General features: G+C 46.4%; 11 protein-coding genes, 1 tRNA gene and 1 pseudogene. 10 read left to right on the top strand and 3 right to left on the bottom strand.

From position 1 onward, the window contains the following. Positions 1–52: 52 nt before the first annotated feature. Both HPT30_RS27200 and HPT30_RS27205 read left to right on the top strand, forming a co-directional pair. The gene (locus HPT30_RS27200) at positions 53–709 is read left to right on the top strand and encodes an ArsR/SmtB family transcription factor (RefSeq protein ID WP_175374411.1); all 657 of its coding nucleotides are present in this window, start codon (positions 53–55) and stop codon (positions 707–709) included. Between the two features lie 73 nt (positions 710–782). Beyond that, on the top strand, positions 783–1,508 hold the full coding sequence (locus tag HPT30_RS27205; protein WP_312876381.1) for a type 1 glutamine amidotransferase: 726 nt from the start codon (positions 783–785) through the stop codon (positions 1,506–1,508). 170 nt (positions 1,509–1,678) lie between these two features. Here HPT30_RS27205 and HPT30_RS27210 read toward each other — a convergent pair whose 3' ends face one another. Continuing rightward, complete coding sequence (locus HPT30_RS27210) at positions 1,679–2,089, bottom strand: NAD(P)H-binding protein (RefSeq protein WP_246317534.1); 411 nt, start codon at positions 2,087–2,089, stop codon at positions 1,679–1,681. Positions 2,090–2,150: 61 nt separating this feature from the next. On the opposite strand from HPT30_RS27210, the gene HPT30_RS27215 reads away from it, so the two are divergent. The 8 genes from HPT30_RS27215 to HPT30_RS27250 all read left to right on the top strand — a co-directional run bounded on the left by HPT30_RS27215 (position 2,151) and on the right by HPT30_RS27250 (position 10,727). After that, positions 2,151–2,234: transfer RNA gene (locus HPT30_RS27215), tRNA-Leu, on the top strand. Between the two features lie 264 nt (positions 2,235–2,498). After that, the gene (locus HPT30_RS27220; protein WP_175374413.1) at positions 2,499–3,044 is read left to right on the top strand and encodes a 5' nucleotidase, NT5C type; all 546 of its coding nucleotides are present in this window, start codon (positions 2,499–2,501) and stop codon (positions 3,042–3,044) included. Further along, a complete protein-coding gene (locus HPT30_RS27225; protein WP_312876382.1) occupies positions 3,041–4,792 on the top strand; it encodes a LamG-like jellyroll fold domain-containing protein in 1,752 nt (583 codons plus the stop codon). The genes HPT30_RS27220 and HPT30_RS27225 overlap by 4 nt, the downstream gene beginning before the upstream one ends. A gap of 31 nt (positions 4,793–4,823) precedes the next feature. After that, entirely contained in the window at positions 4,824–5,618 is a 795-nt protein-coding gene (locus tag HPT30_RS27230; protein WP_175374414.1) for a DeoR/GlpR family DNA-binding transcription regulator, read from the top strand. 29 nt (positions 5,619–5,647) lie between these two features. Next, entirely contained in the window at positions 5,648–6,619 is a 972-nt protein-coding gene (locus HPT30_RS27235; RefSeq protein WP_376767068.1) for an ABC transporter permease, read from the top strand. Positions 6,620–6,682: 63 nt separating this feature from the next. After that, positions 6,683–8,395, top strand: a complete 1,713-nt coding sequence (locus HPT30_RS27240) for an extracellular solute-binding protein (protein WP_175374415.1) — start codon at positions 6,683–6,685, stop codon at positions 8,393–8,395. A gap of 28 nt (positions 8,396–8,423) precedes the next feature. Beyond that, positions 8,424–9,335 carry a carbohydrate ABC transporter permease gene (locus HPT30_RS27245; protein WP_175374416.1) on the top strand — a complete coding sequence of 304 codons (912 nt, stop codon included), beginning with the start codon at positions 8,424–8,426 and terminating at the stop codon, positions 9,333–9,335. Between the two features lie 24 nt (positions 9,336–9,359). After that, positions 9,360–10,727 carry an MATE family efflux transporter gene (locus tag HPT30_RS27250; RefSeq protein WP_246317479.1) on the top strand — a complete coding sequence of 456 codons (1,368 nt, stop codon included), beginning with the start codon at positions 9,360–9,362 and terminating at the stop codon, positions 10,725–10,727. 52 nt (positions 10,728–10,779) lie between these two features. Here the strand turns inward: HPT30_RS27250 and HPT30_RS30160 are convergent. Together HPT30_RS30160 and HPT30_RS27255 are read right to left on the bottom strand one after the other, a co-directional pair. After that, positions 10,780–11,259 (bottom strand): annotated as a pseudogene (locus HPT30_RS30160) (FusB/FusC family EF-G-binding protein); the annotation flags it as partial. 306 nt (positions 11,260–11,565) lie between these two features. Next, positions 11,566–14,034 carry a beta-mannosidase gene (locus HPT30_RS27255; protein ID WP_175374417.1) on the bottom strand — a complete coding sequence of 823 codons (2,469 nt, stop codon included), beginning with the start codon at positions 14,032–14,034 and terminating at the stop codon, positions 11,566–11,568. Between the last annotated feature and the right edge of the window lie 88 nt (positions 14,035–14,122).

Consider the following 14,122-nt stretch of genomic DNA (forward strand, 5'->3'; position numbering starts at 1 on the left):
GCTCATTATTATAATTCAAATAATTTATTGAATATGATAAAGGGGGAGCAAGATGACTCCAGAGCCGTCGGCAAGAGCGTTTAAGGATGAGTTATATGGACAATTTGCTCGTATTGGGAAATGCCTGTCTAGTGATAAACGCTTGGAACTGCTGCATTTATTATCTCAGGGTCCCAAATCTGTAGAGAAGCTGGCCAAAGGAACAGAGATGAGCGTAGCGAATGTTTCGCGCCATCTTCAAGTGTTATTAGATGCCAGGCTGGTGAAATTTAGTAAACAGGGGACGTATGTCATTTATACATTGGAAAATCCTGAGATTTTAGGCTTTTTAAACTCCTTATGGCGTTTATCCGAAAGTCAGCTGGCAGAAGTTACGCGTATCAAAACGAATTTTATGAACAGCTTTGAGGAAATACAGACACTCTCACTGCATGAGGTATTAAATAAGGTCGAAGACGGGAGTATCATTCTTCTCGATGTACGTCCGGCAGAAGAGTTTGAAGCGGGTCATATTCCCGGGGCGATTTCCGTACCGATGGAGGAATTGGATACTTATCTTCAAGGTCTTTCCAAGGATACCCGGATTGCGGCATACTGCCGGGGACCTTATTGCATTTTTTCAACTCAGGCTGTGGAAAAAATGCAGCAGGAGGGATTTACAGCATTTCGTATAGAAGAGGGAGTATATGAATGGGGGCAAACCCAGTAAATTCATGTACCTCTCTTAGTTTGATTTATAGGTGGATGATGTACTAATCTTGCAGAAGACAAGTGAATGTGGGGTGGGGAAATTGCAAATTCATTGCTTGCAGCATGTCCCGTTCGAATCGCCGGAGCACATTGCCGTTTGGGCCAGGCATAAGGGGCACCAGCTTAAGACCACGTTAATGTACGAAGAAGATCAGAGCCTGCCTGAGCATGATGAATATGATATGCTTGTTGTTTTGGGTGGCCCCATGGGAGTGTATGACGAGGAGAATATTCCTTGGCTGGGTCTAGAAAAACAGTACATAAACCAGGCTATCCAAACTGGAAAGCTAGTGCTAGGTATCTGTTTGGGAGCTCAACTCATTGCTGAGCAAATTGGGGGAGTTGTGGAGAAGAACCCTTGGAGGGAGATTGGATGGTTCCCGGTAGAACTGACCGATGCAGCCCAATACTCGGTATTTTTCCAAACGTTCCCGCAGCAGTTTACACCATTTCATTGGCATGGGGATACCTTCCGTTTGCCGGCAGAAGCGAAGACGTTGGCGTTTAGCGCAGGGTGTGGTAACCAAGCCTTCGAATATAATGGTCATGTCGTTGGCTTGCAATTTCATTTGGAATCTAACGAAGACAGTATCCGTACAATTATAGAGCATAGCGAGGACGAAATGGAGCAGGGGAAATATGTTCAGACACCAGCGGAAATGCTGGGACAACCCAATCTAGTTGACCAGTCCAATGAGCTGCTGTACACGCTGCTGGGATTAATGGAAGAGAAGTTCCAATCGGCTGCTGAGCAGTAAAATAGAGGTGGAGCGCAAGGATGATCAATCCCTGTGCTCCACCTTTTTTGCCTTTAGTCGTCCCGGCCCAAGCCGCAGACAAGATCGGGACCCCCACTATATTTCGGTTTAAAAGCTTGGCGAGCGTAGAAGCGATGTCATTAGGCGAATACGCCGCGGGTCCTTGCAGTTCAAGGTAGCGGGTGCCTTCCCAAGTCTGCTGAAGGGATCGATAACTGACTTAATTTCTGCTCTAAAATATGCAATGAACCAATAATACTAAGACCTTGAGGATGTTGTGCGCCCACAGAAGATAAAGCAACAAATTTCTGGGGAGCGGCTGCTTCCAGCGCCAACCGAATAGCTTTAACCACTTCTTTTGTTTCAGGAAAACCCTCTTCCGGATAAAAGTAAGGAGGATTCATCACAAAATCAGCCTCTGCTCCGGTAAAAGCGACTTGCAGAGCTGCCGAATCACGGTAGTCCGCAGTAACCACTTCCGCGCCTCGTTCTTTCCATACGCTTGCCTTTTGTTCATCGCGAACAACAACTCTAACACTCTTGCCTTCTGCAAGAAGCGATGCGTAAAAAAAGACTTGCATTTTATCCAAAAAAGGCGTATAGTCTTACTTACCGGTGATTGAGATCACCACTAAATAATATGCGGTCGTGGCGGAATTGGCAGACGCGCACGGTTCAGGTCCGTGTGGTAGTAATACTGTGGAGGTTCGAGTCCTCTCGACCGCATCATCGTTAGTAAACAATGAGCTCTTGAATTGTCCTTGTGACGATTCGAGAGCTTTTTGTTTTAACCGAACCGAAGACAACCGTTCTTTCTTTGTGTAAAAAGAGAGAGCGGTTGTTTTTTTTGATTTACATTTTTTTAATGAAGTGTTGATTCTGTGCTGATATTTCTCCTTTAAAGTTGTGACATGTTCTTTTATTTGTTGTGAATTTGTGAGATTTAATAGAAAAACACACAGAAACGGTCATGGACAAAAGGAGCTACCTATGAAGCGAATCGCAATAGACATTGATGAAGTCATGGCAGATACAGCAATCTCACATCTCGAGCTGTTTAATCTGGAGCACGGTGATAATGTGACACTGGAAGAACTGCAAGGAACCACCCTTGTCAACATTCGTCCGGAGCGTCGCGAAGAAATTGAGAGCTACTATGAATCCGAGCAATTCTTTCGCCAGTTGAGTGTCATACCGGACAGTCAGGAGGTTATTCGGGAATTACAGAAACATTACGAGATTTTTATTGCCACAGCGGCGATGGAAGTTCCTGCGTCGTTCCGGGCGAAATATGAATGGCTTAAGGAGCATTTTTCCTTCATATCTGACAATCATATTGTATTTTGCGGAGATAAGAGCATTATTCATGCCGACTATCTAATCGATGATAATGTAAAACAATTGAACCGGTTCCAGGGGACAGGCATTCTCTACAGTGCTGCTCACAATATTTTTGAAACGGGATATACCCGGGTGAATAACTGGCTTGAGGTACAAGAACTGTTGCTTGGAGAACGAGCAGAGGTGAGCCGGTGACGAGACATGGACGATCCTTGGGAACGAAACGGCGGGAAAGTCCAGTGGAGCCGCTTGCTCACTGGCGGTTTACTCCTGATGGAGTTGAGCATGGGAGTCTGCTGAAGGGGAATCTTGTTCTGCGGGACTATAGCGGTAAAGGAAATAGATTATTACTTACCTCTGTAAACCTGGTGCCAGGGCACACCGTTACAGCCTCTGACCTTTTAACCTGGGAAACAGAAGAAGGGGAAGAAGGGTTGGCTTTTCACAATGATCGCCTTCCGAAGGGCTCCGGTTATTATTTCTGGACCGAGCAAGAGGCTCCACTGAATAAGGAAAGCCTGTTACAAGGCTTTACGATCGAAGCGATTATTCGTCTTCCCGATCCTTTCGATGAAGTTCGCCACAGCTGGATGGGTGTATTGACCCGCCAGGGACAGGGAGGAGAACTTGGACGAAGCGGTGAGCGTGAGCTCCTGTCCTCTCTATCCGTATCCAACTGCAAGGAGATACAGTGGGTCAGCCATCCGGAGAATTTACACACCTCGACAACGAACTGGACGCGCCAGTTGGAGGCGGGAGGCTGGTATCATGTGGTGATTGCCAACGATACGCGCCGTACCCTGTTATTTGTGAACGGAATCTGTGATTATAACAGCCCTTTGGAGGGCATTTACGGAGTCGCTGCGGCCAAGGGAAGAGGCTGGAATGTGGGCGCTTCCGAATGGGCTGGAGGAATCGATACCCTATTTACGGGGACGATTAGGGAGATTCGTGTTACTGGAGAAGCGCTCCACCCGGACGACTGGCTCTGTAAGATGGAGGCAGAGCAAGTGCTGGAAGGAAGCTTTGAGGGAGAGCCTGAGCTGCAGCGCGAAGAGAATTATCATTTTGTCTTTATTCCCGATCCTCAAATGCAAACCTATTTGAACCCGGAGATGCTTGAGGCTCAAACTGCCTGGATTGTTAAGCATGAGGAGCACTTGCAGCTGGCTATGACCGCCTTTGTCGGGGATCTGGTACACCGGAGTGAGGTCGAAGTCGAATGGGAGCGTGCCTCGGCTGCCGTTGCCATGCTTGATCAAGGCAAGGTGCCTTACATGATGACAGCTGGCAATCACGATTACGATGAGCATCATACGTATCTACACTATTTTGGTCCTGAACGATTTCAGGATAAAAGCTACTACCGTGGTGCTTCACCCTCTCGTTACAGTTCTTATGGGTTGAAGCCGGCGGGAAGCTACACCTACTTATGGCTGATGGTTGATATGGAACATCTAGAGAAGGACATGGACTGGTGCCGGGACATTCTCGAAAGTCATCGGAATTATCCAACCATCCTTGTCTCGCACGATATTATGTATACGACCCGGCATCGGGCCATGAATCTCCCTGAACTATCAGAGAATGGTGTCTTAATCTGGAAGGAGCTCGTACATCCCTACGATCAGGTGTTCATGACCGTGAACGGTCACTTTAACGGTAATGTGCATCAGGTGCGTAAGAATGCCAGTGGACAAGAGGTCATTCAGATCCTCGTCAATTACCAGGATCGTTATAGAGGGGGAAATGGTTGGCTGCGGCTTGCTGAATTTGATGAGGTGGATAACAGGATCAGATTCAGAAGCTTCTCGCCGTGGGTAGCATCGCTGGGAGTTTATGAGACTTTAGAGTACCCGGATTACCGGTTTCTAACCGGACGGTATGACGAATTTGAGTGGGCACTTCCATTCAAGACAAGATTTGCATTTGCAGCACAGTAGTAAGGGGTACAGGAGAGGGGAATAGAAACAGATGTCATTGTTGGCCGAGGAACGAAGAGACTTCATTCTCGAACAAATCGATGCTCATGGCAAAGTAAGGGTAACAGTGCTGGCTGAGCAGCTTAAAGTATCACAAGAGACTGTACGCCGGGACCTGTTCCAGCTGGAGGAAGAGGGGAAGCTGAAACGGGTCTATGGTGGAGGTGTCAAGACACAGTATGAAGGCGGGGAGCCGCCGTACCAACAGCGCAGCATAATGAATTATGAGGCGAAACAGATCATCGGGGGCAGGGCGGCAGAGCTGGTCCAAGATGGAGATACCATCTTTATGGATACAGGAACCACCATTTATGAAATGGCTAAGGCCTTGAAAGGTAAAAAGCAAATTACCGTCATTACGAATTCATTAACTGTGGCTAACCAGCTGTGCGAATCGATCGCTAAGGGACTCGTACATGGCCGAGCTATCTTGCTGGGCGGAGAACTCTCACCTTTTCAACGCTCCGTAAGCGGGTATCTGTGTCAGGAAATGCTTAAAAATTTCTATGTGGATCATGCTTTTATCTCCATAGGCGGGATTTCCATCGATACTGGAATTAGCGATTATGACTTAAACGATTCTGTGATTTCTAGAATGGTAATGAATAGCGCCAAAGAAATCATTGTACTGGCGGATCACAGCAAGGTAGGTATTCAGGCTAGTTGTCATTTAGCTTCGCTTGAGAAAATCGACGTAATCGTAAGTGACAAAGTTTATCCTTCGCTTTGGGAGGCAGAATTGGAGCGTCAAGGCATTACTTGGATCAGCGCTGATCATTCTGAATGAAGAAGCGCCTGTAAGGAGGAGAATGAACCATGAATATGAAACTATCGGCTGCTCCTATGAAAAGAAAGAGTACAGAGAGAGCTGCCGGCAGCAGGCCCCGGATCTGGAATCGATTGATTGGCCATTATCAGCTTTATCTGATGCTATTGCCTTGTATCGCATTTTTCATTATTTTCTCTTATATTCCTATGGGCGGAGTGGTTCTGGCCTTCAAAGACTATCAGTTCAACAAGGGAATATTCGGAAGTCCATGGGTTGGGTTCACATATTTTGAGATGTTCTTTGAAGATCCGTTTAGTCTGCAAATTATTAAGAATACAATCATTATCAGTCTAATGAAGGTTTTTCTGGCCCTGCCATTCCCGATATTGCTCGCTGTGATGCTCAATGAAATCAAGAGGAAAAGACTGCTGCATGTGTTTCAGGGCATCGCTTATCTGCCTCATTTTCTGTCCTGGGTTATCGTAATCGGCCTGGTACAGCGGATTCTTTCACCCGACACCGGCCTGGTTAATCAGGTGATTTCTTGGTTTGGCGGTGACGGGAGCACCTTCTTTTTAATGAAGGAGAATGCGTTCTATCCGGTCATGTTCTGGAGTTATATCTGGAAGGACATTGGCTGGAGCTCGATCATTTATTTTGCAGCTATTGTGGGGATTAATCCGGCCTTGTATGAAGCCGCAAAAATCGATGGCGCAGGAAGATTTCAACAGATGTGGCGTATTACGCTGCCTGGCATCCGTCCTACCATCATGATAATTTTCATTCTATCTCTAGGTAATATCTTATCGGCAGGATTTGATCAGATTTATCTGCTGAGAACACCGGGCAACATGAATCTTTCAGAAATTCTCGATACGTACCTCATTCATATGGGACTCGAGAGCGGGCAGTTTGGATTCGGCACAGCTCTGGGTCTAATGCAAGGCTTTATCGGTCTGATTTTAGTACTAGTCGTCAATCGGATATCCCGTAAATGGTTCGAAACTTCATTATGGTGAGCTGGCGGACGTTGCAGTTTGGCCTTTCACAATAGAAAAGCTAGGGAGAGGGAGAAATCAACCATGATTAAGAAAAGTTACTCCAATTTGCTTCTGCTTCTACTGGTATTTGGAATGGTGTTAACGGCATGCGGAGGGAATGACGCTCAGAGTAGTTCTAATTCTGATACTGATTCGGCCAAGAAAGCCGGAAAGCCTGCAACCTGGATCGCGGACCGTACAATCAAAGGCTTAATCTTCATGGGCAGCGATGTAACAGAAGAGATGAATCCCGACATTATGAAGAAGCTCAAGGAGATGACAGGTATTGACTTGCAGCTCCAGGCTGTAGGCTTCGACGACTCTACGAAAGCACTGGCAGCCGGGCTGGCTTCAGGCGATCTGCCGGATTTTATCGGTTATTATCTGAATGATAGCGGCCGTCCGGAGATGGGGCTTATCAACAAGGCTGCTTCGGAGGATATGTTTTATGATGTCGCTCCAATGCTGAAAAATACAAAGGTATACAGCAAATATCTTGAAGATAACTATCTTCCTATTGATACGAAGTATGGTGTGATGTTCCGGCCTGAATATAACGGTGCTGCTTATAGTGTGCACATCAATATTCCAAGAGAAGGCGGATATGGGGTCAGGAAATACATCTCGGGACCGTATATCCGTAAAGATATTGCCGATGCCCTTGGTGTAGACCCGCGTAAAATTACAACCTCTGAGCAGCTTTATGAATTGGCTGAGAAAATTAAGGCAGGCGGGTTCAAAGATAAGAACGGTAAGGCTGTGTTTCCGATCGGACCTGTCCTTTGGGGAGGCTCTGACCGACAAGGGCTATATAATGACCTTGTATGGACAGGCTTTAACGGTGAAGGCTTCAAGCGCGACGCTAGCGGTAAAATCTTGCATGAGAGTCAAACAGACTATGGTCTAAAGCGCGTAGAATTTGTGCAGAAGCTGCTAAAAGAAGGGTTGATGCATCCGGAGTATTACACAATGGAAGAGACCCGTGTAAAAGAAGGCGTGCTTAATGATTCCTTCGCGATTGTGGGGGAAATGCATAATTACGTTGACGAAGACAAGGATGGCCGGTATGTTCCACTGGGTCCGTTGAACTCGGTAGATGGTCCTTATCAGATGGATCTGACCTATAAAAGCGGATACGGTGCATGGTCCATTCCTAAATCCACCAAAAATCCGGAAGATATTGTGAAGCTGGCTGATTTCCTTGCTACTCGTGAAGGTAAGCTGCTCTGGAATTATGGACTTGAGGGCCGGGATTATGATTTGAATTCCCAAGGAAATCCGGTACCAAAGAAACAAGTGCTTGATCTGCTGCAAAAAGACCCGGTTAGTGCAAAGAAGCTTGGCTTTTCAGGGGTCGGTAACGGTTGGGGCTGGTTTCTTGGGGGTATAGATGTGAATGATCTCAAGGATTTTGGTGAGGCAACCTATGGCGCCAATGAGACTCCAGACCAAGATAAAGTACCACTTGAACTCGCTAAATACTGGGGATATGACGAAAAAAGGAGTCAAGCGAAAGTGAAAGACGGCTATTCAGCACTTGCCTTCCTGGGAGAGTTCAGCAAAGGGAATCAATTGAGCATGGCGCTCGACAAGTACAAGGAGAGTGTGGTTCGAGCCTATTATGCTAAGGACATGACAGAGGCCAAGACGATACTGGATGCTGCGGCGAAGCAGCTTCAGATTGCAGGGCTTGATGATTACATCAAACTGCTGGAGGAAAAAAGTAAGGACCCTAAAACTCAGCTGCTCTTTTAATTCTGTATGACAACGGGGGATACATGGCATGAAGAAAGCTTCGATGTTTTCTGCAGGTATGGAAAAGACAGTAGATGTGATGAATTATGGATTATTGATATTGTTGAGTCTTAGTATCCTATTGCCGCTTATGAATGTACTTGCGCTAGCCTTCAACGTGGGATCTGATGCGGCAAAGGGAGGCATTTATTTCTGGCCAAGAGAGTTTACACTAGAGAACTTCCGTGAAGTATTCAACCAATCCAATATTCTGAATGGGTTTATGATTTCTATCTTTCGTACGGTCGTAGGTACCTTTCTGAGCGTGATATTGACATCTATGGCCGCTTACGCGCTTAAGAGCCGCACTCTCCCGGGGCACAAGCAGCTGACCTTCCTGATTTTTTTCACGATGCTGTTTAGCGGCGGAATCATCCCTTATTATATTGTGCTCAAGAATCTTTCGCTCACGAATAGTATCTGGGTATACATTATTCCGGCATTGTACAGTGTGTGGAACATGTTGATTATGCGGTCATTTTTTCAGCAGACACCGGAAGGTCTGGAAGAAGCCGCACGAATCGACGGCTGCAGCGACTTTGGCATTTTCTTTCGGATTATTGTCCCGGTCAGCAAACCTGTTTTTGCCACCATTGCATTGTTTAATGCTGTAGAGCACTGGAATGATTGGTTTACAGGCGCCTTTTATGTCCGTGATTCCAATTTAAAGCCGCTTTCTACGGTACTGCAGGAGATGCTGACGAAACAGCAGGCGCTGGCAGATACCTTAATGAAAGCAAGCAATCCTGCACAATTGCAAATGATTGATAAGATCCAGGTTACTGGCACTTCCTTGAAGATGGCTACGATTATTATTGTAATTACACCCATTCTGATGATTTATCCGCTGCTGCAAAAGTATTTTGCCCAAGGCGTGATGATTGGTTCGATAAAAGAATAATGCTTGAAAGGTAGGAATTGAACTTTGCCGGATGAACGTAAAGATCGGCTGAAGAGTTATAGTCTGCTTTCTCTGACTTGGCCGATATTTCTGGAGAACCTGTTTGGAATGCTGCTTGGCATCGTGGATACGATGATGCTGAGCGGCTACTCCGATACAGCGGTTACGGCTGTGGGATTGGCCAATCAGGTGTTGACCATTGCCGGGATGTTCTTTGGATTTCTGACTGTAGGTACTGCTGTAGTGTTGAATCAATCGCTGGGTGCAGGCAGGCCTCAGGATGTGGAGAGGATAAGTGCGCTTTCTCTTACACTTAATGTAATTCTTGGCCTTCTCATAAGTATGACTTTGTTATTGTTTCCTGGTGTTTTTCTTAACGTGTTCAAATTATCAGGAGGGATCATGGAGCAAGGCAAGGTCTTTCTGTCGATCGTTGGCAGTTCGATGCTAATGGTTGCCATTAACATGACTTTAGGTACCATGCTCCGCTGCCGCGGTATCGTGAAGGAAATGATGCTGGTGTCCCTGGCCAGCAATGTTATCAATATTATCGGGGTGTATATTGTACTTAAACATCCCTTTGGTATGCCGGTTTTAGGTGTAGGAGGTGTAGCTGCTTCTACGTGGGTCTCAAGGTTGTTCGCATTGCTGGTATTGCTTATATTATGCAGTCGCAGCCTGCCTCATCGTGTCCGGCTGCTTCCACTAAAGAGCTTTCGGAAGGAAGATATCCGACTATTGTTTAAGCTGGGGCTTCCATCGGCAGGTGAACCTATATCGTATAATTTGTCACAGGGTGTGATTACCTATTTTATTTCCGTGCTAGGGGTAGCAGCGTTAACGACCAAGATCTATACACAGAATATAACATCTTTCGTTTTTGTGTTTTCAATGTCTATCGGCACGGCTACCCAGATCATTGTCGGTCATTTAATCGGCTCAAACCATAAGGAGGATGCCTACCGTTCAGGACTGCGAAGCTTAAAGACGGGGCTACTCGTGACAACGGCTGTCAGTATTTTGCTCTATTTTATCTCAAGTCCGTTGCTTGGATTGTTTACTTCAGACGCCGGGATTATTTCACTAGGCCGGGAATTATTCCTGCTATCCATTCTTCTGGAGCCGGCCAGAGCCTGCAATATGGTGCTGATCAGTTCCTTGAATGCGGCAGGAGATGTACGTTTTCCAGTTCTCATCGGGATCATTTCGATGTGGGGGATTAGTGTACCGATGGCATTTCTATTTGGTGTGGTGCTGCATTTTGGCTTGGCAGGTATCTGGCTTGCCTTTGCAATTGATGAGTGGATCAGGGCTTTAATGATGTTCTACCGATGGCGAAAGCAGGCCTGGAAGCGTCTGGTAATCGTCTCGCAAGAACAGCTAAATATGTAAAAAACCAAGAACCACATGCGAGCGTATGCTCGGTGTGGTTCTTGGTCCGTTGTTATTTTCGAACCGAAAGAATGAACTTCTCCAGCGGTCCTGTATCGGTAATAATCCCATTGCATTTATCGTTGTCCATACAGACGTATTGACCAACCGCAGAATAATTATCCGGCGAAGCGTTCGCAGGTTTGGTCTTGACCTAGAAGAAAGCAAGCTCTTGATGCCGGTTGCAGAACAGGCAATACCCGCTCTTATGTGTCGGCGTAATTCTTCCCTCAATCCCAATGAACTGCCCTTCGAATGGATATATAATGAATAATTTATTCGAAGCAATATCTACCCAACTCAGATACGTCACTAATCGAAAGTCGATGGATGAGAGATCAGGTACTTTTAGCTTCTTAGTCTTAGGGAACAACTTCTGAATTTGTTTTAGCGTAATCGTCGGATATGGTTCTAGGTAAGGCTCTAGTGCGCTGACATATCTCTGGAAATCATAGCCCGACTCCAAGGTCGAGATTTGTTCCAGCAACTGCTGAATGGTGTATTCATAGCTTCCAGCCCTTTATTTGTAATGGAAAATAATAAGGTGCAAAGCCCATTATTAGAAACGATAATGTTAAGTTTGGGCGATGAAATCTGTTCTATCGCACCTCACACAAAGTATCGCCCTAGTATTAGGCTTTGCACAATATTAAAAGCTTTTGATACTTCAGCAGTCACTATGGCGGTAATCACTAGCGCTGAATAGCCCGAGCAATGGGGAAGGCATCGTCCGAAGCATAGCATAACAAGAGGCTCGTAAACCTGCTTTTGCAGACGTTTACGAGCCTCTTTATGATTGTTATTCAAATGTATCGAACAAACTACGAACGGTAAGCTGCTCTTTAAAGGCTTCCAGTGTAAGCTGCTCTGACAGGCTATCTTTCAGGACGGTGACGGTTTTTGCGGCAGAAGCGGACAAGTCAAAGATGTTATCGCTCCAAAGGGAATCCGTATCACTTAAACTAAGCTCCACAAATTTGGCGAGCGACTCGCTCTTAACTTCAACGATAAACTGATCTTCTGTCTCGGTGACAGAGGTGCTGATCTGTGGGTCCAGGTAATTAAAATGCTTGGATTTTACGAAAAGCACAGTTCCTCCGCTGACCGATTGACCGTCTACGATATAGTCGAATTCCAGGTAGCTTTCTCTCAGCTTCTGTTTGGTGTCCAGTACAGAACCGAAATCCAGGCTTGCGATCTCCTGGGTGGAAAGAGCATCAACAGATACCGCCAGCTCACCGCTCTGAATGAGTTCGGAACGGGTGTTCAGGAGACGCCAGCTTAGGTGTCCTGTGGTTTCGTTCAAGGTTTCGTTGGTCACATGCAGCGAGACAGTGGTTCCTTCTTCGCACGCGGAGGCCAGTACCGGAGCGAAGAATCTTTTAGCCGCGTAATGACCTGCTTTCCATCTGCCGAAATAGTCCAGACTGGACCAGGAAGCTACCGGCCAGATGTCATTCAGCTGCCAATAAATAGCGCCCATACATCTTCCGCGGTTTCTTCTCCAGTGCTCGATCCCATTGCGCATGCCTTCCGCCTGTATAAGCTGGGAGACATACAGCAGGTTATCGAAATCTTTCGGATATTTAAAATATTCGCTGATATAGTACAGAATCTTCTCATTGCCGGTTCCGTTCTTCTGGTGAGACTCCATGACGTAGGAGAAGATATTCCGGTCTTCTGGCAGTGTGAACGACTCCACAGTTTTTAGTGACGGGAAGGATTGCAGACCAAACTCCGACATGAAGCGCGGGAAAAGAGTTCTGAATTCGGTGATCGGCTTGCGTCCGTGCCAGACATCCCAATAATGCATATCCCCAATGTTCTCGTTGTTCGGGTCATCGAAGTTACCCGTGGAGGAAGGGGATGACCGCCAGTAGAAGGTGTTTGGATCAAGCGATTTGGACAACTCCGGCAAATACTCTTCAAATTGCTTAAGATAGTCTTGTTTCAGCTTTTCGCCGTACCGTTCTCCCCAGCCCCAATATGCCCAGGCATATTCCAGCTCATTGTTGCCGCTCCACAGGCCGAGGGAGGCGTGGTGACGGATTCTTTTCATATTATCGATCGTTTCTAGCGTGATGCTGTCTTTGAACTCGTCGGTAAAATCGTAATTTCCACACGCATACATATGATCCTGCCACACAATCAAGCCATACTGGTCGCACAGATCATAGAAATAATCATCGGCATAATACCCGCCACCCCACACACGGATACAGTTGTAGTTAGCTTCCACACAGCTTTTAATCAATTTTTCTGTTTTTTCATAGTTGATCCGCCCGAAGACGTTATCTTCCGGGATATAGTTCGCGCCCATGGCGAAGATGCTTTTACCGTTGACTTCAAACTCGAAGGACTCGCCCCAAGTATCTTTGACTTGCTTGACAGTTAGCGTGCGAAGACCGATCGTAAGTGTTTTGTCATCAATGACTTTAGCACCGCTAGACAGTTCCACCTTTAAGGTATACAAAGGTTGACTGCCGAAATTGTTCGGCCACCAGATTTGCGGGTCGGTAATTGCCAGAGCCAGTGAGGTCTGAGAAAGGTTGACGGCGGACACCTGTTCGTACACTTGCCCATCCGGGGATTCCAGAACGGCCCGCAGGTGTAATTCGGCTTCCGACCAATGCTGAAGATCTACCTTGATGTCCAGATGGACCTTGTTCTCGCTATGTGTCTGGGTCACATATACATCATCAATTCGCCCATTGTCATAGCCGTGAATGGTGATGTCCCGCCAAATCCCCGCATCGGGAATTTGCGGACCCCAATCCCAGCCGAACATACTGTGCGCCTTGCGGATATGGGAGATCCCTGGAACGGCATCCGCGCAGCTTGAGAGATGCTGTTCTTTTTCTTTTTCCAAAGCGTACAGGGTTGCCGATTGAATGAGGACATGGATCACATTGATCCCGGGAACGAGCACATCCTTTACGTCAATCTCATAGGTTCTGTGCATGTTATCCGCTTTCAAAACAAGCGTACCATTTATAGAAAGGTCACATAGGGTATCCAGCCCCTCGCAACGCAGCAGGACAACATCATGGTCCAGAAGATCTTTTTCCACGGAAAACTCTCTGGTGTATTCAAAATCGGATTTGGACAGCTCCAGCGCGTCATATTCATTATCTCTGAAGAACGGGTCTTCCATTTGACCGGCCTGAAGTAAATCATTAAACACAGAGCCAGGAACGTTGCCGTTGATCCATTCCGAATCGTTCGTTTTTTTCATCTGCCATATACCGCTAAGTGTTAACAATTGCATCTGCATTCCACCTGCTTTTTAAGAATTTTATTGTGCTATATTGGTATATAGTATCAGCTGAATATCAGTATAGTCTTGTATTGTTTCA

It is taken from the genome of Paenibacillus agri, from assembly GCF_013359945.1.
In the GTDB taxonomy this organism is placed as follows: Bacteria; Bacillota; Bacilli; order Paenibacillales; family Paenibacillaceae; genus Paenibacillus_AQ; species Paenibacillus_AQ agri.

Excerpts from the sequence above, each read along its gene's own strand:
- HPT30_RS27200 (WP_175374411.1), top strand. The coding sequence starts at position 53 with ATGACTCCAGAGCCGTCGGCAAGAGCGTTTAAGGATGAGTTATATGGA.
- HPT30_RS27210 (WP_246317534.1), bottom strand. The coding sequence starts at position 2,089 with ATGCAAGTCTTTTTTTACGCATCGCTTCTTGCAGAAGGCAAGAGTGTT.
- HPT30_RS27220 (WP_175374413.1), top strand. The coding sequence starts at position 2,499 with ATGAAGCGAATCGCAATAGACATTGATGAAGTCATGGCAGATACAGCA.
- HPT30_RS27230 (WP_175374414.1), top strand. The coding sequence starts at position 4,824 with ATGTCATTGTTGGCCGAGGAACGAAGAGACTTCATTCTCGAACAAATC.
- HPT30_RS27235 (WP_376767068.1), top strand. The coding sequence starts at position 5,648 with ATGAATATGAAACTATCGGCTGCTCCTATGAAAAGAAAGAGTACAGAG.
- HPT30_RS27240 (WP_175374415.1), top strand. The coding sequence starts at position 6,683 with ATGATTAAGAAAAGTTACTCCAATTTGCTTCTGCTTCTACTGGTATTT.
- HPT30_RS27245 (WP_175374416.1), top strand. The coding sequence starts at position 8,424 with ATGAAGAAAGCTTCGATGTTTTCTGCAGGTATGGAAAAGACAGTAGAT.
- HPT30_RS27255 (WP_175374417.1), bottom strand. The coding sequence starts at position 14,034 with ATGCAATTGTTAACACTTAGCGGTATATGGCAGATGAAAAAAACGAAC.